Consider the following 23,766-nt stretch of genomic DNA (forward strand, 5'->3'; position numbering starts at 1 on the left):
TCACATTGTAAAATTGTAAACGGAAATTCTATACAAATAACAATGGATATTATTCTCTAAACACATAATTATTTAAGATTATTTTTGCTCTTGAAATACACCAAACCAACAAAATCTTCAGCTTATAGGGACTATGAATATTTTTTAATTATTAAACCACATAAGTTTTCCATAATTTAAGCTGCTAGATTAAAAATTAAAATGCTAAATTTCGATTAATTTGACGGATAAATACTCATGAATCCTTGCAATAACATCACGATTACACCAGAGCTCATTGCACAACACGGCCTAAAAGAGGATGAATATCAACGTATCTTAACGTTAATCGGAAGAGAACCAACATTTACTGAACTGGGAATTTTTTCTGCAATGTGGAACGAACATTGTTCCTATAAATCCTCTAAAAAATGGCTCAAAACTCTTCCGACAGAAGGAAAGTGTGTCATTCAAGGGCCTGGTGAAAATGCTGGCGTTGTCGATATTGGTGAAGGGCAATGTGTTGTTTTCAAAATGGAAAGTCATAACCATCCTTCTTATATTGAACCTTATCAAGGAGCAGCAACAGGTGTTGGTGGTATTTTGCGTGATGTCTTTACAATGGGTGCCCGTCCTGTTGCAGCGATGAATGCACTGCGTTTTGGTGCTCCTGATCACCCCCGAACACGCCATCTTGTTGCTGGCGTTGTTTCTGGAATAGGGGGTTACAGCAATTCTTTTGGTGTTCCAACGGTTGGTGGAGAAATCAATTTTGATAAGCGTTATAATGGCAATATCCTCGTTAACGCTTTTGTCGCCGGTATTGCAAAAACAGACGCCCTTTTTTATTCTAAAGCACAAGGCGTAGGACTTCCTGTCGTTTATCTTGGTGCAAAAACAGGGCGAGATGGTGTCGGTGGCGCAACAATGGCTTCTGCTGAATTTGATGATTCAATCAGTGAAAAACGCCCAACCGTTCAAGTTGGTGATCCTTTTACAGAAAAATGTCTTCTTGAAGCATGTTTAGAGCTCATGGAACTTGGAGCTGTGGTTGCTATTCAAGATATGGGGGCTGCAGGTCTCACCTCCTCTGCCGTTGAAATGGGTGCTAAAGGAAATCTAGGAATACAGCTTAATCTCGATAAAGTTCCCGTTCGTGAAGAAAACATGACAGCCTATGAAATGATGCTTTCTGAAAGTCAAGAGCGTATGCTCATGGTCCTTAAACCAGAGTTAGAAAAGCAAGCAGCAGCAATTTTTCATAAGTGGGGGCTTCATTTTTCCATTATTGGAAAAACAACCGATGATTTACGTTTCCGTGTATTTCATCAAGGAGAAGAAGTTGTCAATCTCCCCATCAAAGAACTTGGTGATGAAGCACCTGTTTATGACCGTCCTTGGAGCGAACCTGCAAAAAAAACACTTCTAAAAGCAGAAGGCTTCAAACAAGTTAAGAATCTTGGTGATGCACTTCTGATTTTATTGAATTCGGCTGATCAAAGTTCACGGCGCTGGGTTTATGAACAATATGATACACTTATCCAAGGAAATAGCCTCGTTTGTCCAGGAAATGATGCAGGTGTTATCCGCATCAGCAATAAGAGTAAACGGGCTCTTGCTTTTTCTTCTGATGTAACACCGCGCTATTGTGAAGCTGACCCTTATGAGGGAGGGAAACAAGCTGTTGCAGAATGCTGGAGAAATATTACTACAACCGGCGCAATACCACTGGCTGCGACAGATAATCTCAATTTTGGCAACCCTGAAAAACCTGAAATTATGGGACAACTGGTTTCTGCGATAAAAGGTATCGGAGAAGCTTGCAGAATCCTCGACTTCCCTATCGTTTCTGGCAATGTTTCTCTTTACAACGAAACAAATGGGGAAGCTATTTTGCCTACCCCTACAATTGCTGGTGTAGGCCTTCTGAGTGATTGGTCTAAAATGGTAACAATAAGTGGTATGCAAAATGGAGATCGTATTGTTTTAGTGGGAGATTGCGGTTCTCATTTAGGGCAATCAATCTATGCACGTGACATTTTAAATATTGATGCAGGCGCCCCTCCCCCTGTGGATTTGCAACTTGAAAAAAAACATGGTCAATTTGTCCGAGATGTTATTCGTAATGGTTTTGTTCATGCCGCTCATGACATTTCTGATGGGGGACTAGCAATTGCACTTGCAGAAATGGTCATTAAAGCAGGTAAAGGAATCAAAGCCAAATTAAGCAATAAATCTCCCCACCATGCAGAACTTTTTGGAGAAGACCAAGGACGTTATCTTTTAGCCGTCAAACCTGATGCTCTCAATAATCTTAAAGAGCATGCCCAAACCCATGCCGTTTCTTTAACAGAGCTAGGTCAAGTTGAGGGAGATTCTCTTAACATAGATGGGATATTCGAACTTTCGGTAGAAAGTCTTACACAAGCCTATGAGAACTGGTTTCCAAAATTTATGGGTGAAGCGTAAAAATTTATTCTTTCTTGTAAAACAGCTCTTACAAAAAGATGAACAACATAGGAGAATAGTGATGGCAATGAGTGCTCATACAATTGAAACGCTTATTCGTGAAGGCATTCCCGATGCTACTGTAAGAATTCGTGATCTTGCTGGAGATGGGGAACATTATGCTGCAGAAGTTATTTCTGAAAGTTTTCGCGGGAAAACCCGCGTTCAGCAACATAAAATGGTTTATGATGCCCTTAAAGGCAATATGGGAAATGATCTTCATGCCTTAATGTTGCAAACAAGTATCCCAAAATAGTCTAAATTTTCTTCTTGCATTCATTCGTTCAATACGATTAAAACTAGTACGAACATAATTACACACTTATAAAAATCTGAAATATCGAGGGATAAAAATGACCACTGTTCATGATTTTATTGATAACGAGATTAAAACAAACGACGTTATTTTATTCATGAAAGGAACTCCTGATGCTCCGCAATGTGGTTTTTCAGGACAAGTCGTTCAAATTCTCGACTATTTGGGATTGAATTATAAAGGGATTAATATCTTAACTTCTGACGAACTGCGTCAAGGGATCAAAGATTACTCAAATTGGCCAACAATTCCACAGCTTTATGTCAAAGGTGAATTTATTGGAGGGTGTGATATTGTTAAAGAAATGTTTCAAAACAGTGAGTTACAGGAACTTTTGAAAGAAAAGAATATTCCTTGTAATCGATCATAGGTATCTTTCATTTTATTCAGACTCTTTAAAAAGAGCTGTTTTCAGACGAAATTTTTATTTCAAGGATGCCATATGTCATATTCAGTTGATGAACAGACGCATAGTGATGCGATTAAGAAAAAAATTGGCTATAAAGAATTTGTTATTCTTATTGCTTCACTCATGGCCATTAACGCTATAGCTGTAGACATTATGTTGCCGGCTATGCCTAATATTTTGGAAGGCTTAAATGTTCTCAACGAGAATGATCAACATTATATCATTTCGAGTTATCTTATTAGCTATGGTATTGCTCAAATATTTTTTGGTCCAATAAGTGATCGATATGGGCGACGCAAACTTATGCTTATTGGGCTTGCTTTTTATTCATTTACGGCGATTGGCTGTGCCTTTGTAACGGATTTTTCTCTCCTGCTTATTTTGCGTGTTTTGCAAGGCATTGGAGGCGCATCTATGCGGGTCCTTACGGTTTCTGTCGTACGGGATCTCTACTGTGGTCGAAAAATGGCAGAAGTTATGTCTATTGTTATGATGGTTTTTCTTGTTGCACCCATGGTTGGTCCCGCGACAGGACAGATCATTTTACTACTCGGACATTGGCAATTTATTTTTATTTTCATGGCAATGATCGGTTTCGGGCTAATGATTTGGATTCTATTCCGTTTGCCTGAAACACTTCATGAACAACGCCCTCTTTCCTTTTCTTCAGTCAAACACAACTTATGGATTGTTGTGACAAATCGTACAACACTTTGCTATACACTTGCAACGTCCATCATTTTAGGCTGCATTTTTATTGCTGTTAATACATCACAACAAACCTATGAAGGAATTTATAACTTAGGCTTTTGGTTTCCGATAGCATTTGCCATCGGTGCTGCATTTCAAGCTTTTTCATCATTTATGAATTCTCAACTTGTCGGACGTCTTGGAATGCGGCGGATTGCCCATGCTATGCTTTTGCTCTTTTGTGCCACTTCATGTATTTGGTTTATTGGATCTGTCTTAGCAGATGGCGTTATCCCTTTTCCCTTTTATATGGCGTTATATTGTATATTAATGTTTACCTGCGGTGGCATTATGGCTAATTTCAATACACTCGCTCTCGAATCTCTGGGCGAAATCGCTGGTACAGCCTCTTCTGTATCGGGCTTTCTTCAAACATCTATCGGTGCAGGACTAAGCTTTTTTATTGCCCAACAATTTGATGAAACAACTATCCCAAACTCAGCAGGATTTTTCTTTCTAAGTCTTATTGCCATTGTTCTTGTCTTATGGGCTGAACGTGGTCATCTCTTTAGGCAATATCATCATAATCCTAACGAATAAAAATGCTTAAGAAAAGATAATACCCCCCCTCTTGAAGAAGAGAGATATGCCTCTCACACAAAATAGAATACCTCTCAATACGACACTTTTGAATTAAATATTCACATATTCATTTTAAAGATACATCTCTCAAAGCACCAAATCATTTCACGACAGCACTCATGAATAATTAATGGTAAAATAATAAAGTGTTCTATCATCCCCACACTTATGAAGCGTAAAAGCTATTATATTTATTCTGTTCTCAATATTACAACAGCTCTTGGCACTTAAAATAGCTCATAAAAGATATTTTTAATTCTTTTCTTTGTAAGTTTCTATCTACAACACCAACCCACTTCTGATATGCAAAACAGATCATTTTGATTGTCTCAACATGAACAACATTAAAATAAGAAAACCTATGTAGATATTAGAACCTCTCATTTAATATGAAATGATATTGAATTATCAATATGTTATTATAGAATAAAAACACATAAGAAATTTTCTTTATGCTTTTATAGACTTAGAATAAAAACGCTCCGTTATTTAATTGGTAAATTTACCTGACTTTGGGAATCCTTTTGGAACCAAACGCCCAACACCCGCACGTATTCCCATCCATTCAATGAGATCATCAGCTTGACGGTTAAAGATTCGTTCAGCTGTATCTTGCCAACTTAAACCTTCTGATAAATTAAAAGTCTTGGCATCAACAATACCCCCTTCTTTGTAACGTTGTAAACGAACCCCTTTACCACGATTCATTTCTGGTATTTGTTCAATAGAAAAAATAAGCATTTTACGGTTTTCACCAACCACGGCAACATAATCACCATTGACAGGAACACAAAGCTTTACCTTATCAGGAGATTTCACATTCATCACTTGCTTTCCTTTTCGTGTATTGGCAATCACCTCTGCAGCAGGAACGATAAAGCCATTTCCGTAAGATGAAACCAAAAGTAATTTTTCTTCTGCATGATGCACAAAAGCTGTAAGAACATCATGCTCATCATCCATATCAACTAAAAGACGAATGGGTTCACCATGTCCCCTTCCTCCAGGCAAACTATTGGCACCAATAGTGAAAAACTTTCCACCAGTACTTATCAGCACAATCTTGTCGGTCGTAAATGCTGGAAATGCTAACTTTAAACTGTCTCCTTCTTTAAAAGAAAGCGCTTTGTAATCGCTTAAATGCCCCTTCAAAGCACGCATCCACCCCTTTTCAGAAATAACAACAGTAACCGGTTCTTTTTCGATCATCGCTTGTTGAATATCGTCAAGATCACGCCTTGGTGCTTCTTCGAACGTCGTGCGCCTTTTCCCTAAGAGCGTTTCAGGACCAAAAGTATTGCGAACTTTTTTAATCTCTTCTGAAATTATTTTCCATTGTTTTATAGGAGAATCTAACAAATTCTGTAGTTTTTCTTTTTCAGCTTTAAGGGTTTCAAATTCCTTACGAATTTCAAATTCTTCAAGCTTCCGTAAAGAACGCAAGCGCATATTAAGAATAGCTTCAGCTTGATTTTCTGTTAATTCAAAACGATTAATCAGCCTCTTTTTCGGTTCATCCTCTTCACGAATAATTTGAATGACCTCATCGAGATTCAAATAGGCAATAAGATAGCCATGAAGAATTTCTAAACGGCTATCAATTTGATCAAGCCGATAATGAGAGCGCCGAATAAGCACTTCTTTACGATGTTCAAGCCATTGCTGCATACTTTCGCGCAACGAGAGAACATTGGGTATTTTCCCCAACGATAGAACATTCAGATTAAGAGGAAATCTTACTTCAAAATCAGTCAATTTAAAAAGGGATTCCATAAGAAGTTCAGGGTCAACCGAGCGATTTTTAGGAACAAGCACGATGCGGATATCTTCTGCTGATTCATCTTGAATATCCTCAAGCATTGGTAAGCGCCGCGCAAGCAACAATTCTGCAGTTTTTTCAATAAGACGTGACTTTTGAACTTGGTAAGGAATTTCAGTCACAACAATCACATAAGAACCGCGGCTACCTATTTCCTGATGCCAACGTGAACGCAATCGAAAAAAACCCCGCCCTATACGATAAGATTCCTCAATACTCTTTTTAGGCTCAACCAAAATGCCACCGGTTGGAAAATCAGGCCCCAACACAAATTGATTTAAATCCTCATCACGCGTATCAGGGTGTGCAATCAAATGTAGTGCCGCATCACAGAGCTCAGCAACATTGTGGGGAGGAATAGATGTTGCCATACCAACAGCAATCCCTGAGGAACCATTGGCTAAAAGATTAGGGAAAGCACCTGGTAGAACAACAGGCTCTTCATCTTCTTCATTATAGGTCAAACGAAAATCAATAGCATTTTCATTAATGCCTTCAAGCAACAACGCAGCCACTTCAGTCATGCGTGCTTCCGTATAACGCATAGCTGCAGCATTATCACCATCAATATTACCAAAATTACCTTGTCCATCGACCAATGGATAGCGAACCGCAAAGCTTTGAGCCAAACGCACCAAAGCATCATAAATAGATGCATCCCCATGAGGATGAAATTTTCCCATAACATCACCGACAATCCGCGCACATTTTGCATAAGACTGTCCAGGATTTAATTTGAGAAGACGCATCGCATGAACAATCCGCCGATGGACAGGTTTCAATCCATCACGCACATCAGGCAATGCACGATGCATAATCGTAGAAAGTGCATAAGCCAAATAGCGTTCCTGTAAAGCAGAACGTAACTCTATTGGCTCAATATGTTCTTTATCAAAAGGTAAATTCATTTTATCAGACATAATATTAGAATAAAAATTCCTACAATAATAAAAAATTATTATGTAGGATTTATTTAATGAAAATTTTTATGAGTAAACTTTTTTATTAAAAGTCAACGATATAAAAATAAACGGTGTAATTAGAACATGAACAGAAAATTATATCAATTTGAAAAATTTATACATGTTCTTTCTCCTTGTCCTAAACAATATATGAGAATATTTAATAGATTACCGAAAAATTCTTTCAATATCCTCTTTAAGGGGTAAAAAACAAAATAAACCAAAAAAATAGAAAATATTTTCATTGTTAAGGAAAGCGAAAAGCATGTTTAAATAAATAAAAATCTAAAAAACAATGCTATTATTAGCTAATGCATCTAGGCAAAATAAAATCATGACACAACTTTTCAAAACGATTTTTATAGCCTTTCCCAAAATAACAGTTTCCCTGAAAATATATTTTGAATACAGATTATTCTAAACAAAAACCTTATTGAAAACTTTGCAAACCCGACGATATAATTTAACAGCTCACAAAGAGCTATTTCATCCTTTTGGCAATAATAAAAGCATCTTTCAAACATCATCTTTATTACAAAGATAAATTGTAATAACAACGCTATCCAGTTTTTCTATGAAAAACTTTAAAAGATATTCAAAGCTTATATAGTTCATGATAAATGAACTACGCTCATTTCGCTGCTTTTATCACAAAGGAAAGAGTGATTATGCAAGCAAGGAATAGAAATACTGGAACCATTTGCATACACAAACTGTCAGCAAAACGAAAACCTAGAAAGTATAATGACAGATTCTCCTTTATTCAATATAGACTGTGTTGTACAATGTGCCTTTTATACCACTCATGAAGCAATTGTATCCTCCACGAGCAAGTCATCATAAAACAAGATCAACTACATTAAGAGATATTCCTTTAGAAATAAGGCCGCTTGAAGGATTAACACAATAGCATTTTTTACTTCTCTAAATCCATAAGCAATACATATGTTCTTGAGAAACATCAAAACTTCACATTACGAAGCAAGATGAAAACAATCCATAAATCAACTTGATGAATTATTTTTGTGCGTAGGAGCCATGCGGATTCCTAAATCGCGTAATTGTGTAGAAGAAACATCAGACGGAGCACTCATTAAAAGATCAAGAGCCTGTTGATTCATCGGAAATAAAGCAACTTCACGTAAATTTTTAACACCTTGCAACAGCATAATGATGCGGTCAATTCCCGCAGCCATACCACCATGGGGTGGAGCCCCATAATGGAATGCACGATAAAGACCACCAAAACGATCTTTCACAACTTCCTTAGAAAGCCCTACAAGTTCAAAAACTTTAAGCATCATTTCTGGTAAGTGATTACGAATTCCACCGGATGCAATCTCATAACCATTACAAACAAGATCATATTGAAAAGCTTTAAGCGTAAGAGGATCTTGACATTCAAGAGCATTTTCTCCCCCCTGAGGCATGGAAAAAGGATTATGTGCAAAATCAATCTTTTTCTCATCTTCATTCCATTCAAAAAATGGAAAATCAACAATCCATGCTAAGGAGAAACGCTCTTTATCGACAAGGTCTAATTCTTCTCCTACCCGTGTACGAGCTGCCCCAGCAAAAGATGCGAATTTTTTTGGATCTCCAGCCACAAAAAAACAAGCATCACCACTTTCAAGTCCAAGTTGTATACGAAGCGCTTCAGTTCGCTGCTCACCAATATTTTTGGCAATAGGCCCTGCTCCTTCAAATTTTCCTTCTTCTTTGCGCCAAAAAATATAACCAAGCCCCGGTTGTCCCTCACCTTGTGCCCATACATTCATACGATCACAAAAAGCACGACTTCCACCCGTTTTAGCCGGAATAGCCCACACTTGTGCACTCTCATCATTCGCTAAAATTTGAGCAAAAACTTTGAAACCAGAATGATTAAAATGCTGAGAAACATCTTCCATAATGATCGGATTACGCAAGTCAGGTTTATCAGAACCGTATTTCTGCATTGCTTCATCATAAGAAATACGAGGAAAATTTTGTGTCACAGTTTTTCCATCGGCAAATTCCTCAAAAATAGAGCGCATAATAGGTTCCATAGTTCCTAAAACATCTTCCTGCTCAACAAAACTCATTTCAACATCTAATTGATAAAATTCACCAGGAAGACGGTCAGCTCGCGGATCTTCATCTCTAAAACATGGTGCAATTTGAAAATAACGATCAAAACCTGACATCATCAACAACTGTTTATATTGCTGTGGCGCTTGTGGTAGTGCATAAAATTTTCCCTGATGGACACGACTTGGAACTAAAAAATCACGTGCACCTTCCGGCGATGAGGCCGTCAAAAGCGGCGTTGTAAATTCCGTAAAACCATTATTTTGCATAGCCCGTCTCATAGCCGCAATAATTTCAGTTCGACGCATGATATTTTTGTGCATAGTCTCCCGACGCAAATCAAGAAAACGATATTTTAACCGAATATCTTCTGGGTAATCAGGCTCACCAAAAACCGGTAAAGGAAGCTCTTCAGACTTTGAAAGAATTTCTACCTCTTGTGCAAAAATTTCAATTTCACCTGTTGGAAGCGTTGCATTAATAACCTCATCAGAACGTGCACAGACCTCTCCATCCACACGAACAACCCATTCAGAACGTACTTTTTCAATAACTTTAAAAGCCGGTGAAGCAGGATCTGCAACAATTTGTGTGATTCCAAAATGATCACGCAAGTCTACAAAAAGAATTCCTCCATGATCACGAACACGATGAACCCATCCCGAAAGACGAACTTTTGTTCCTACATCACATTTACGAAGAGCCGCACAATGATGACTGCGATAACGGTGCATGTTTTTTGCCTTTGATTATAATATTCACATGCGCTACAAACGCTTTTTAAGGACCATTTGTCAAGATATGAGAATAAAAACGCTAAAATAAAAGTCAATAAAAGACAAATTTAATGTATCGAATTAGAATAGTATGATGAATCTTATTACACAAACAACAGATCTTGAAATTGCACTGAACGCTCTAAGTACCTCTGATTTTGTAACAGTCGATACTGAGTTTATCCGCGAAACAACTTTTTGGCCTCAACTGTGTTTAATCCAGCTCGCATCACCAGACATTACAGTTCTGATTGATCCCATAGCACCAGATATTGATTTACAACCATTTTTTGATCTTATGATCGATAAAAAAATTGTCAAAGTTTTTCACTCTGCCCGTCAAGATATTGAAACGATTTATTATCTTGGAGGCGTTATTCCTTCTCCTCTCTTCGACACACAAATAGCAGGATCAATTTGCGGATTTGGCGATTCGATCTCCTATGATCAAATTGTACAACGCTGCACGGGGCATCATCTTGATAAATCCTCTCGCTTTACAGATTGGAGTTGTCGCCCCCTGTCTGAAAAACAACTGCTCTATGCCCTTGCCGATGTAACTTACTTAAGAGATGTTTACCTCCTCTTGAAAAAAAGGTTAGAAAAAAATCAACGAACTCACTGGATGGATGATGAAATCACAATCCTCTTAAATCCAAAAACCTATGATATGCCAGAAGATGAAGCATGGAAAAAAGTAAAAGGAAAAGTTAAAAAACCGCGTGAACTTGCCGTACTACAAAAGATAGCAGCTTGGCGTGAACGTGAAGCACGAAAATACAATATGCCACGTCGCCATATCATGAAAGATGAATGTCTTATAGAAATAGCAACCCAACAACCAAAAGATGAATCTACATTAAAACGGTTGCGCAGTCTTAATAAGAATTGGGATAAACGCTCAATTGCTTCATCATTAATCAAAGCTGTCCACGAAGGCTTAGAAGTTGATCTTTCTACTTTACCCCCTATTCCTAAACATAATCCAATCAACGATACAACAGCCGCTGCTGTCGATCTACTCAAAGTATTATTAAAACTTGTTGCAAATGAAAACAGTATTGCCCCTAAAATTATTGCAACATCTAATGATTTAGAAAAAATCGCCAATGGAGGAATAAAGAAGAATATCCCCGCTATGAATGGCTGGCGCTACGAAATATTTGGTAAAAAAGCGGAACAACTGCTAAAGGGACAGATAGGGTTTTACTTTAACGATGGAAAGATAAGCACAAAACAGCTTTAATTTACATTTCCTCTACATTCCTAAGATTTCCATAAGGTCTTCTAAAGAAAGTTTTATTTTATGTCAAAATGAGTGGAAAATTAAAAGAGAAAAATTTTTATAATAAAAGCGCGTTTCATTACAAAAATAGGAGCTTAAGCCTAATAAAAAAGTATGAAAAGATAATATCCTATACTATTCTATCATATAAAAAGTCCTTATCAAAATTGCAATCCAATACTTAAAAATGAACGAGCATAGAAACTAAAATACCTAGCCTTTTAAAAGGTGAAACACGAATAAATGAGAAGAAAAAATCAAAAAATTTCAAAAGCAAGAGGTTGTTTTATTAATTTTGATAACTTCTTTAATCGTCCAAGAGGACGTTCTCCCAATAATCCAGAATAATTTTTTGGGATCTGCAAAACAATATGATCTGCTTTTTTATGCCAAAATAAATGAGGTAAAATTCCTGCAACAGAAGCGCTAAACAAATGAGCAATACGCATTATTTCACCAAGAATACGTGCTTTTTCAATGATACTTTGCGTTGCTAATTGAAAAATGGGAAGAGATTCTTTATCAACCAGTAGACTTGTATTGCGAAAGAAAACAGCAAGCGCTGCATAAAGACGCCCCTCATGAGAAATTCCTGGGTAAGATCCTAATGCTATCTGATTAGCTGCTTCATTGCCTCGATAATCTGGATGTATACGCCAACCAATATCCGCAAGAAGACAAGCCGCTTGACGATAACGGCATTCATTTTCAGTTTCTGAAATTCCAAAAACCTCAAAGGCATTCGTCGTGAAATCAATAAGTTCTTCTGCTTGTTTTGGTGAACGTGCCCGTAAAATAGCCATTTCTGTGCACGCCGCAATGAGAGGGTCTGAAAGTCGAATTGCCTGAGGCAAGCGTGAATAAAGAAAACCTTCACGAACGCCAGCACCAGAAAAAATTATCTTCTCAAACTCCATACACTGAATGAGTTCAATAAGGACAATTGCCCCATACGATAAAAGTTTCCGACGATTCTGCGAAATCGCTGAAATCCCTTTCATATTATCAATATTGCCGCTTGCTACAAGACGTAAAAAGTTCTCCATTTCAGTGGATTCAACTTCATAGCCATGCATAACAGGGAGCCGATAGTGTTTCGTTGCCATATGAAGTTTTGCCAAATTACGCCACGTCCCCCCTACAGCATAAAAATAACGTGCCCGATCTTTACGCGTACGTATAACAGAAGATTGATAAAATTGCTCATGGACAATTTTTGCCGCGATAGCATTATCATTATTGGACATATACTGCAGCCGTAAACCACCTAATGGAAGCGTTATCCCTTCACCGACATTAGAATGATCAATATCAATCAATTCGAGACTTCCACCCCCAAGATCTCCAGAAATACCCTTTGGTTGATAAAAAGTAGAAATAACCCCATAGGCTGAATACATAGCTTCTTCACTTCCTGAAAGAAGATATATTTTATTTTGTAAAATCTCTTCAGCACTTTGAATAAACGCTACACCATTTTTTGCATCTCGTGCCGCCGCCGTTGCTAAAGTATAAACCTCATCTGCTCCAATCTGTCGACAAAGCGTACGAAACCGTTTGAGCGTTTGCAACGCCATTTTTATCGATTCTTCTTCTAAAAACCCCGTTTTTGCCACACCATGACCAAGACCACAAAGAATCTTTTCATTAAACAAAACCGTTGGTGAGCGAACAAGCCCCTCATAAATAACCAACCGAACAGAATTTGATCCAATGTCAATAACAGCAACAGGCTTACGCCCTTTTAGCCGACCTTGAGCATCTTTATATGTCATTGGATTTCAGTCTTTATACATTTCAGCTTGTTGCCGATGCAAAGCAACCAAGCGTGAAATAGAAGATTCAAAAAACTCATTCTCCCCCGCAAAACTTGTATTGGCCATAAAATACTCCTGCGCATTAAACGGGCTTTCACCTATCTGCGGTGTGATACGTTTTGATGTTCCATCCTTGAGTATATCAAAGCTTTGTTGATTATCAATGAGATTAGCAACCATAATTTGTAAAAGAATCTTCTGTCGCACCATTTTATTAAAAACTGGAACCAATATTTCAATACGGTAGTCTAGATTACGAGGCATCATATCAGCAGAACCTAAGTAAACAAGAGCATTTTCATTAGGCAAATCTTGACCATTCCCAAAACAAAAAATACGACTATGTTCAAGAAAACGCCCAACAATTGATTTTACACGAATATTATCCGAAATTCCTGGAATACCAGGACGTAAACAACATATCCCCCGCACAACCAAATCAATCTGTACCCCTGCTTGACTAGCACGATATAAAGCATCAATGATCTCAGAATCAACCAATGCATTCACTTTTATCCAAATAGCAGCAGGCTTTCCTCGTTGTGCATGAGCAATTTCTCCCTCAATATGCTCTAAAATACGACCACGCAATGTTAAGGGCGAAAAAGCAATCTTCATTGTTTCATGCGGACGCTCATATTGTGCAATATAATTGAACAATAACAAAACATCATGAGCAATATCATCATTCATGGAAAAAAAAGAAAGATCCGTATAAGTTTTAGCGTTAACGGGATGATAATTTCCTGTTCCAAGATGCACATAAGAACAAAGACGTTTTCCTTCACGTCTCACAACCAGAGACATCTTGGCATGTGTTTTTAAGCTAATAAAACCAAAAATAACTTGAACCCCAGCACATTCAAGATCCCTTGCCCAACGAATATTTGCTTCCTCATCAAAACGTGCTTTAAGTTCTACCAAAGCAGTCACAGACTTCCCCTGTTTAGCAGCTTCAATCAAAGCGCTAACAATTGGACTATCATTTGATGTACGATAAAGTGTTTGTTTGATTTCCACAACATCAGGATCAAAAGCAGCTTGACGTAAAAATTGGACAACAACATCAAATGTCTCATAGGGGTGATGAATCACGAGATCATTTTTACGAATAGCTGCAAAACAATCCCCATTATGTTTACGAATAGATTCTGGAATACGAGGAATATAAGGAATAAATTTGAGATCATCACGAGAAATAGAAACAATCTCTGAGATCATATTAAGCGCTAAAAATCCATCAAGAACATTAATACAATTATCAGGAACAGCAAGACACTTCGTTATAAATTGGCGTAAATTCTCTGGCATTTTTGCGTTAAATTCAACGCGAATAACCTGCCCACGCCGCCGTCTTTTAAGAGCTTTTTCAAAAAAATGAACAAGATCCTTAGCTTCTTCTTCTACTTCAATATCGCTATCCCGAATCACTCTAAATGTACCCATTCCATTAACCTCATAGTGAGGAAATAGATATTTGATAAAAAGATAAATAACATCTTCAGATGCAATAAAACGAAAATGTTTGCCCTCCTGAGGAAGAAGAATAAAACGCCTCAAAAGCGTTGAAATAGGCAATAACACGGTACGTGCATGTTGGTCTGTCCCTTCAGACAATTGAAGTGCTAAAGAAAGCCCTAAATTAGGAATAAAGGGAAAAGGATGCGTAGGATCAACAGGCAAAGGTTTTAGAACAGAAAACATTTTATCAAGAAAATATTTTTCAAGCCATGATTTTTCAATCTCTGAAAGATCATCAGAACAAATAATTTCAATATCATTCTTTCTTAATTCATCACGTAAAACATTCAATTCCTGTAATTGATGAGTCTGCAACTGTGAAACCTCAGCGAGCACAATATCAAGTTGTTCCTGTGGCGTATACCCATCTGCACTGCACGCTGTAACATGAGCACGAATTTGAGCCGCAAGCCCCGCAACACGAACCATAAAAAACTCATCAAGATTTGTTGCTGAAATCGAAAGAAATTGTAGCCGTTCTAATAAAGGATGTTTTGAATTAGCCGCTTCCATCAAAACACGATTATTAAATTGTAGCCATGAAAACTCTCGATTAATAAATCGTGCCGGATTTTTCATCATTATATCCGATATAGAAATTTTATCTGCCACCCTCTGTTCCATATCTTCTCATTAATCTTCTTTTATACTTGCTAAAATCCTTGAAGAAACACCTCACATAATATTCTCTAATATGTTACCATACTCATAATACATCAGTGTCCAATTTTTATTATCATGTTTTCATTGAATATTTAAAAATACTTAGAAACAAATTTCATCTGCAAAGTGCTAAAAACATGACGATTATTCCGTATAGCATAAAAGAAGAGTATTTTGTCTTAAAAAGCATCTTGCATTATTATAAGCATTATTACAAACTCACACTTATAAAATAGAAGAGCCTCATCACAGCTGATGAGATAATTTATTCTGGAGTTTATACACCATGGCTGATCATAATATTCCCCATTTTCAAAATGATCTTGGATATAAAACAATCGAAATTGGTGTGAAAGAATTTATGTGCGTAGGCGCTACACAACCATTCGATCATCCTCATATCTTTATCGACATGGGAGCAGCCGATGAGAAAATCTGCCCTTATTGCTCAACTCTTTATCGTTATGTTCCCTCACTCTCGTACGATCAAACAAACCCCACAGGATGTTTATATCATCCAAAATAGCCACTATAATGCGTTCTCGGACTTTCTACCACTCTTTTAATTATGTTTATTTAATATGAAATCATTTATGGAGCAATCACCCATCATCGTTGGAGGAGGAATTGCTGGTTTAAGTACCGCTTTAGCGCTCGCTCATAAAGGCATTGCAAGCACCCTTATCGAAAAATATAAGCAACTTGAAACGGTAGGAGCTGGTATTCAACTGACTCCAAATGCAACATCTATTCTCGCACACTGGAACCTTCTTAACAAACTCACTGAAATCGCAACAATCCCACATTTTCTTGAGCTAAAAGATGGGATATCTTTAAAAACACGTCTACATGTTCCTCTTATCAATCTAACAGAAAAATATTGGAAAGCCCCTTATATGACAATTCATCGTGCGGCTTTACAAAAAATTTTATATAATGCAGTGATTGCAAATCCCCTGATTCAATACAAAGCAGGCGAAACGATAGTATCTTCTACCCACTCTGCAACCAACATTAAAATAACAACAATAAAAACAGATACAACAACAAAACGGCTTTATTCAACGCCCCTCCTGATCGGATGTGATGGTGTTTGGTCAACATTACGGCAACAATCTCCTTTTCATGAAAAAGCAAATTTTAGTGGCTTTATTGCTTGGCGTACAACAACAACATTTGATAATCTTCCTCAAAACTTTTGTTCTTCGTTGCACAATATGAAGACAATCACAGCTTGGATGGGACCAAACAATCATCTTGTTGTCTATCCCATTCAATCGTCAGAAAAAATGTTTAATTTTGTTGCCATCACAAATGGAGAAAAACCAAAAGAAGGATGGGCCCATAAAGGAGATAAAGAAAAACTCAAATCTCTTTTTAAAGGTTGGAATTCAAAAATCTTACAACTCTTTGATCATATTGATGAATGGAGATATTGGCCACTCTTTCACATGAAACAAAATCGTTTTTTAGGCTTAGACAGACAAGTATTTGTTGGCGATTGTGCGCATGCAGCCTTACCTTTTGCAGCACAAGGTGCTGCTATGGCAATCGAAGACTCTGCCACATTAGCAGAAGCACTTTCATTGAAAGATCTTCCATTAACGAAAGCACTTTCGCTTTACGAAACAACACGCATCCCCCGTATTGAAGCAGTAAAAAAACGCGGAAATTTCAACAGATTAGTCTATCATGCAACCGGACCCATAGCAATAGCCCGTAATCTCATGATGAAAATTCGTACACCAGAGAGCATTATGTCAAGTCTCCATTGGCTTTATATGTATAATGCGATGAATTCCATAAAAAATCGTGATAAAAACTTATAAAACTCTTCCAGTACTTTGAATATTACCAAAGAAAGAGATTTTTTGACAAAAGTTCATCACAGTTTACTCAAATAAAAGCAAAAGATTTCTAAATCACCTACTTGGTTTTCAAAACTCAACTTTTAACTTTTCCAAAAGTTTCCCCAATAGCCCTTACTTTAAATCTTGTTTTAACTCAATTCGACATCGACAACACCTTGAATTAATTTCATAGCATTTGCGACTTGTGAATTAACCTTATATCGTTTTGGAAGTGCAATTTCGACTTCTCGTAATCCCTCTTCCTGAATCAAAATAAGCCCAACCTCTCCATGCCCCCCAAGATTTAAATTTTGTTCAATTTGTGGAAGCATATCAACTGTTTTGATAAAAAGACGCATCATTTTATGCTGTTGTAACGCTTCCTTTTCCAAAGACTGAATTGTCTCAATTCGCAAACTAACCCCTTCAGAGCGATTTTCTGCACTCACCGTAATAATAAAAGATTTTCCAGGTTCTAGCATCTCTTCATAATCCGAAAGTGCTTCAGAAAAGAGAACGGCCTCATATTGTCCACTTGTATCAGAAAAATGAATAATTCCCATTTTTTTACCAGATTTTGTTTTGCGCACATTTTTTGCCACAACGGTTCCAGCAAGCCGTGCAGCCGTTGCCCCCCCTTTAACGGCATTGGCAAAATGACTCCAAGCCTGAACACGTTTTTTGGCAAGAATAGCTTGATACTCATCCAATGGATGCGCAGAAAAGTAAAAGCCTATTGCTTGAAATTCTCGATAAAGTTTTTCAGCCAGCAACCAAGGAGTCGCTTGGGATAAAATCAATGGTTCTTTTAATCCGCCTGCCATTCCAAATATATCAACCTGCCCACTAGAATTGTCATCAAAAATACGAAGTGCCCGTGCATGAAGCGTTCCAAGATTGGCTAATAAAACTTCACGTGCAATATTAAAACAATCAAAAGCGCCAGCACAAACTAAACTTTCCATCGCACGCTTATTGACAATACGAGGATCAACACGTGCACAAAAATCTTCCAGATCCTTAAAAATCTTATTCCCACGACAAGCAACAATATGATCGACAACCGTTTCTCCCACCCCTTTAATGGCAGCAAGAGAATAATAGATACAGTGATCCCCAACCTCAAAAACACGATGAGATGTTTGTATAGAAGGTGCAATAACTTCAATACCCATCCTTAATGCCTCACGCCGAAAATCATTGAGCTTATCCGTATTCGTCATATCATGCGTCATTGAAGCAGCTAAAAACTCAACGGGATAATTGGCTTTCATATAAGCTGTTTGATAAGAAACAATCGCATAAGCAGCAGCATGCGATTTATTAAATCCGTAATCAGCAAATTTTGCTAAAAGATCAAAGATAATATCAGCTTGCTCTTTATCAACACCACCAGCAACAGCTCCATTGACAAAACGTGTACGCTGTTTTTGCATTTCGGCATGAATTTTTTTCCCCATAGCACGACGTAATAAATCAGCTTCTCCAAGCGAATAACCAGCCAACACCTGAGCAATCTGCATCACCTGTTCTTGATAAACAATAACACCTTGTGTTTCTTTAATCAGATGATCTATTTTAGGATGAATAGAAGCTATTTCCTCTTCTCCGTGTTTGCGTGCATTATAGGTTGGAATATTCTCCATAGGACCAGGACGGTAAAGCGCAACCAGCGCAATAATATCTTCAATACGGTCTGGCTTCATTCCAATCAGCGCCTTGCGCATACCAGAACTTTCCACCTGAAATACACCAACCGTTTCACCACGTGCCATCATAGCGTAGGTTATTTCATCATTCAGAGGAATATTTGACAAATCTATTTTGATCTTCTTTCTGGCCACAAAATCAACAGCCATTTTCAAAACAGTCAGCGTTTTTAATCCAAGAAAGTCAAATTTTACCAATCCTGCTTGTTCAACATATTTCATGTTAAATTGTGTAACCGGCATATCAGAACGAGGATCACGATACATCGGGACAAGCTCCCAAAGCGGACGATCTCCAATAACAATCCCAGCAGCATGCGTTGAAGCGTGACGATAAAGTCCCTCCAACTGAAGTGCTATATCTAATGTACGTCCCACGACGGGATCTTTTTTCTTTTCCTCTTCAAATTTAGGCTCATCCTTAATAGCATCAGCCAATTCTACCTGACTTCCTGGTGTAGCAGGAATTAATTTTGTAAGATAATCCACCTGACGATAAGGAACTTCTAAAACACGTCCCACATCACGCAAAACTGCACGTGCCTGTAACTTACCAAAGGTAATAATTTGAGCAACTTGATCACGTCCATATTTTTTTTGAACATATTGAATAACTTCTTCACGCCGCTCTTGACAAAAGTCAATATCAAAATCTGGCATCGAAACACGATCTGGATTGAGAAAACGTTCAAAGAGAAGAGAAAAACGCAATGGATCAACATCGGTAATCGTCAATGCATAAGCAACAAGTGAACCTGCACCAGAACCCCGTCCTGGACCAACGGGAATATCATGAAATTTTGCCCACTTTATAAAGTCTGAAACGATAAGGAAATATCCAGAAAATTGCATACGCGTAATAACTGAAACCTCATAATCAAGCCGCTGCTCATAATCTGCAATCGAATACCCTTCAGCCAATCCAATTGTTTCAAGCCGCATCTTCAAACCAGCTTTAGCTTGATTTAACAATTCACTATCTTCTGCTTCTAAAGTGTTTTCTGAATGAGTAGATTGTTCTATAAAACGAGGCAATATCGGTTTTCGAAGAGGCGTGGCAATATGACAACGCAATGCAATTTCAACACTATTTTCTAAAGCTTCTGGAAGATCAGAAAACAGTGCAACCATTTCATCTTGTGACTTCAAATAATGATCTGGCGTCACCCTTTTTCGATCTGGATTAGAGACAATTTGTCCTTCTGAAACAGCCATTAACGCATCATGCGCTTCATACCCTTCTTTCTTCAGAAAAAAGGCTTCATTCGTTGCAACAAGAGGAATTTCATGCGCATAAGCCAATTCAATAAGGTCTGCTTCTATTCCTCGATCATAAGAACCATGCCGTTGTAATTCCACATAAAGACGATCAGCAAAAGTTTTTTTCAAATAAATTAAACGTTCAACAGCGCGTTCTTTTTTTTCTTCTGCCAAAGAATAATTAATAGGCCCTCCCTTGCCCCCCGTTAAAGCAATGATACCTTCACTGTACTCTGACAACCAATCAGCTTTAATATGAGGAGGATCAGTATCACATTTATCAAGATAAGCACGGCTCACAAGACGAACCAAATGGGCATAACCGGTTTTACTAGCAGCAAACAAAACAATAGAGCAAAAATCAGAAGCATGACGTCCTTTAAGCAAACGTGAATGATCATTTTCATCACAAAAATCAACAGCAAGCTGACAACCAATAATAGGTTGAACCCCATGAGAAAGACAATACTGCGAAAATTCCAAAGCCCCAAATAAATTATTGGTATCGGTAATAGCAACCGCTGGTGCCTGATCTGAAATCGCCTGTTGAATAATTTGGGGAATTTTTAAAGCTCCTTCGAGCAAAGAATAAGCTGAATGCACTCTCAAATGAATAAAGCGAGGAAAAGAATTTTTATACTCTTGTAGTTTATTTTTTTTAACCACTCTCACAATTTCCTACTAAAAACTAAATGCCAAACAGCACCCGTTAAAAAAATTTCAGGCTAGCATAACTTTAAAGCTATAAATTTATCATCCCACATGATCAATATTATTGATCTTTATAAGAGAGTTCTATCAAGAAAATGCCTCTATTCACAGCAAATAAACGCCTAAAATAAAAGGAAGAAAATATACCTCATATGAGCACTTTAATTTTAGCATTCTCTAGATTAGATTTCTCTTTAAATATTCATTTTTCTTCCTAAAACTCAATGTGTTAATAAAACAATTCCCCCTTTATGACTTTATCCCCAAAAAGCTCTTCATAAAGGTCTAGAAAAAATAAAAAGAGCAAGTTAAATTTCCCCATGCTTCCAAATCTTCTTATCCCTCTTTTTAATTCTATTCGGACCCTTTCTGGTATTACACCTAAAACCTATGGCTTACTGACAAAACTTTTAAATGTTAATCCTACACACCGTGAAGCAACCCTTATTGATCTTCTTCAATTAATGCCCCATTCCGTTATAGACCGCAGAATGTGTCCCAGCATTGCTTATGCAAAAGAAGGAGAAACGGTTACGCTCGAAATTATTATCGATCAACATCAACCCCCACCCCGTGGTCATAACAAAATCCCCTATCGTGTTATCGCCCATGATCAAACAGGAAAAATAAATTTAGTTTTTTTTCATGCTCAACCTCTTTGGCTGAAAAAACAACTCCCTGAAGGGAAAAAAATCATTGTATCAGGAAAAGTTGAATGGTTTAATGGGCAACTTTCAATGGCGCATCCCGATCATATTGCCCCAAGCGAACAATCAAATCAGATTCCTCTCATCGAACCTGTTTATCCCTCTACTGCAGGACTAGCCGCAAAGACACTAAGACGTGCCATACAAAATGCTCTTGATTTTATTCCTCTCCTCCCAGAGTGGATAGACGAAAATGTTAAAAAGCAGCAAAATTTTTCTTCCTTTTCTGTTGCTTTACGCCGTATCCATGCTCCCATTAATCCCGATGATCTCTCCTTAGAAAGTACAGCACGCAAACGTCTTGCCTATGATGAACTGCTCGCTTGTCAATTGGCGCTAGGCCTTGTGCGTTTGAAAACCAAATCTCTTGTTGGGACTTCTCGACCATCAACAGGAATTTATACGAAAAAATTGCTCAATGTTCTCCCTTTTCAACTCACAACGGGGCAAATGAAAGCAGTAGAGGATATCGCCAATGATCTTGCTTCACCAGAACCGATGCTAAGACTACTCCAAGGCGATGTAGGCGCAGGAAAGACCATCGTTGCACTGATGGCAATGGCACAAATTGCTGAAAATTCAGGACAATCAGCTTTAATGGCCCCCACAGAAGTGCTCGCTCGGCAACATTTTGCCACTATTGCCCCACTTGCCGAAAAGATAGGCTTAAAAACAACGCTTTTAACAGGACGAGAAAAAGGAAAGTCGCGGACCAATATCTTAAATGATATTTTATCAGACAAAGTTTCTATTGTCATCGGAACCCATGCTCTCATACAAGACAGTGTGACTTATAATAATCTTGCCTTAACCATTATCGATGAGCAACACCGTTTTGGTGTGCATCAACGTATTGCACTTACAGAAAAAGGCGATAAACCTGACATGCTGGTCATGACTGCTACCCCCATTCCCCGCACCCTTGTCTTAACAGCTTTTGGTGACATGGATGTCTCTAAAATTACAGAAAAACCAATAGGACGACAACCCATTACAACAGCAATGCTTTCTTTAAAACGTATGCATGAGCTTATAGAGCGAATCGCAATAGCACTAGACAAAGGAGAAAAACTCTATTGGATTTGTCCTTTAGTGGAGGAATCGACAGCTCTTGATCTTACTTCAATTGAAAATCGTTTTGCGTTTCTCCATGAGCGCTTTGGGACTCTCGTTGGAATGATCCATGGCAAAATGTCTACAGCAGAAAAAGAAACCGCTATGGCATCTTTTAAATGCGGAAATACACGTATTTTAGTTGCAACCACCGTCATTGAAGTAGGCGTGGATATTCCAGACGCTTCGATTATTATCATCGAACACGCAGAACATTTTGGCCTTTCACAATTGCACCAATTGCGTGGACGTGTAGGACGAGGTGATAAAAAATCTTCCTGCATTTTGCTCTATAAAGAGCCACTAACCAAAACAGCAGCCACACGCCTGAATATTATACGCAATACAGAAGATGGTTTTGAAATTGCTGAAGAAGATTGGCGCTTGCGAGGTGAAGGAGAACTTCTAGGAACAAAACAATCTGGGATTCCTGAATTTCATATAGCAAACCTTGCAGTTCACAGCGATCTTTTGTCCATAGCAAGAAAAGATGCACGCTTATTTTTACAACGCGATCCTCATCTTTCCTCTGAGCAAGGACAAGCTTTACGATTGCTTCTTTATCTTTTCGGACATGACGATGCTGCGCGCCTCTTACGAGCAGGATAATTCTAGAAAAAATATTTGATAAAAACTTCTCTATTCAAATATGATTTTCTTTTTTCCAATCCCCCACAATACCCGAACGCAATCCCTACACTATTATGCTTCATGAAAGAATAACAAACCAACAGCAGCACTTTCTCTCCCAATCTGGATTACGCTTTACATTAAAGGAGAAGAAGCATATTACTGCGCCTTTTTACTCTTAATATTCATACATCTAGTCCATTTTCTGATCGTTAAGGAAACATTTTTTATTCTGTCATCAAGAATTTGAAACGAAAAGTCCTGTCTTCGATATTCTCATTCAACAAAGAAAAATGAATTATCACTATGAATCAATTTGTTACAGTTGA

At 37.8% G+C, this 23,766-nt stretch carries 13 protein-coding genes; 8 read left to right on the top strand and 5 right to left on the bottom strand.

Going from position 1 to position 23,766, the window contains the following annotated elements:
• Positions 1-237: 237 nt before the first annotated feature.
• The 4 genes from purL to CER18_RS03635 all read left to right on the top strand — a co-directional run bounded on the left by purL (position 238) and on the right by CER18_RS03635 (position 4,502).
• Positions 238-2,448, top strand: coding sequence for a phosphoribosylformylglycinamidine synthase subunit PurL (gene purL, locus CER18_RS03620; protein ID WP_100128736.1), 2,211 nt, complete (start codon positions 238-240; stop codon positions 2,446-2,448).
• A 61-nt stretch (positions 2,449-2,509) separates the two neighbouring features.
• Positions 2,510-2,743 (top strand): BolA/IbaG family iron-sulfur metabolism protein, encoded by a 234-nt coding sequence (locus CER18_RS03625; protein ID WP_100128737.1) that lies wholly within the window; start codon positions 2,510-2,512, stop codon positions 2,741-2,743.
• A gap of 97 nt (positions 2,744-2,840) precedes the next feature.
• The gene (gene grxD, locus CER18_RS03630) at positions 2,841-3,173 is read left to right on the top strand and encodes a Grx4 family monothiol glutaredoxin (RefSeq protein WP_100128738.1); all 333 of its coding nucleotides are present in this window, start codon (positions 2,841-2,843) and stop codon (positions 3,171-3,173) included.
• A gap of 72 nt (positions 3,174-3,245) precedes the next feature.
• Entirely contained in the window at positions 3,246-4,502 is a 1,257-nt protein-coding gene (locus CER18_RS03635) for a multidrug effflux MFS transporter (protein ID WP_100128739.1), read from the top strand.
• A gap of 531 nt (positions 4,503-5,033) precedes the next feature.
• Here the strand turns inward: CER18_RS03635 and parC are convergent.
• Positions 5,034-7,283: a DNA topoisomerase IV subunit A gene (gene parC / locus CER18_RS03640; protein ID WP_100128740.1), complete on the bottom strand. Its 2,250-nt coding sequence runs from the start codon at positions 7,281-7,283 to the stop codon at positions 5,034-5,036.
• 1,046 nt (positions 7,284-8,329) lie between these two features.
• Positions 8,330-10,129, bottom strand: a complete 1,800-nt coding sequence (aspS, locus tag CER18_RS03645) for an aspartate--tRNA ligase (protein WP_100128741.1) — start codon at positions 10,127-10,129, stop codon at positions 8,330-8,332.
• Positions 10,130-10,262: 133 nt separating this feature from the next.
• Between aspS and rnd the strand changes: the two genes are divergently transcribed.
• Positions 10,263-11,417 carry a ribonuclease D gene (gene rnd / locus CER18_RS03650; RefSeq protein WP_100128742.1) on the top strand — a complete coding sequence of 385 codons (1,155 nt, stop codon included), beginning with the start codon at positions 10,263-10,265 and terminating at the stop codon, positions 11,415-11,417.
• Positions 11,418-11,713: 296 nt separating this feature from the next.
• Here rnd and ppx read toward each other — a convergent pair whose 3' ends face one another.
• Together ppx and CER18_RS03660 are read right to left on the bottom strand one after the other, a co-directional pair.
• Positions 11,714-13,231: an exopolyphosphatase gene (gene ppx, locus CER18_RS03655; protein ID WP_100128743.1), complete on the bottom strand. Its 1,518-nt coding sequence runs from the start codon at positions 13,229-13,231 to the stop codon at positions 11,714-11,716.
• A gap of 6 nt (positions 13,232-13,237) precedes the next feature.
• Positions 13,238-15,418 carry an RNA degradosome polyphosphate kinase gene (locus tag CER18_RS03660; protein ID WP_100128744.1) on the bottom strand — a complete coding sequence of 727 codons (2,181 nt, stop codon included), beginning with the start codon at positions 15,416-15,418 and terminating at the stop codon, positions 13,238-13,240.
• Positions 15,419-15,743: 325 nt separating this feature from the next.
• On the opposite strand from CER18_RS03660, the gene CER18_RS03665 reads away from it, so the two are divergent.
• Together CER18_RS03665 and CER18_RS03670 are read left to right on the top strand one after the other, a co-directional pair.
• Entirely contained in the window at positions 15,744-15,983 is a 240-nt protein-coding gene (locus CER18_RS03665) for a zinc-finger domain-containing protein (protein WP_100128745.1), read from the top strand.
• A gap of 67 nt (positions 15,984-16,050) precedes the next feature.
• Positions 16,051-17,286 (top strand): FAD-binding protein, encoded by a 1,236-nt coding sequence (locus CER18_RS03670; RefSeq protein ID WP_180299378.1) that lies wholly within the window; start codon positions 16,051-16,053, stop codon positions 17,284-17,286.
• Positions 17,287-17,456: 170 nt separating this feature from the next.
• Here the strand turns inward: CER18_RS03670 and dnaE are convergent, their stop codons facing one another.
• On the bottom strand, positions 17,457-20,948 hold the full coding sequence (dnaE, locus tag CER18_RS03675) for a DNA polymerase III subunit alpha (protein ID WP_100128747.1): 3,492 nt from the start codon (positions 20,946-20,948) through the stop codon (positions 17,457-17,459).
• 359 nt (positions 20,949-21,307) lie between these two features.
• On the opposite strand from dnaE, the gene recG reads away from it, so the two are divergent.
• Complete coding sequence (recG, locus tag CER18_RS03680) at positions 21,308-23,416, top strand: ATP-dependent DNA helicase RecG (protein ID WP_100128748.1); 2,109 nt, start codon at positions 21,308-21,310, stop codon at positions 23,414-23,416.
• The last annotated feature ends 350 nt before the right edge of the window (positions 23,417-23,766 follow it).

Source organism: Bartonella tribocorum, from assembly GCF_002777915.1.
Lineage (GTDB): Bacteria > Pseudomonadota > Alphaproteobacteria > Rhizobiales > Rhizobiaceae > Bartonella > Bartonella tribocorum_A.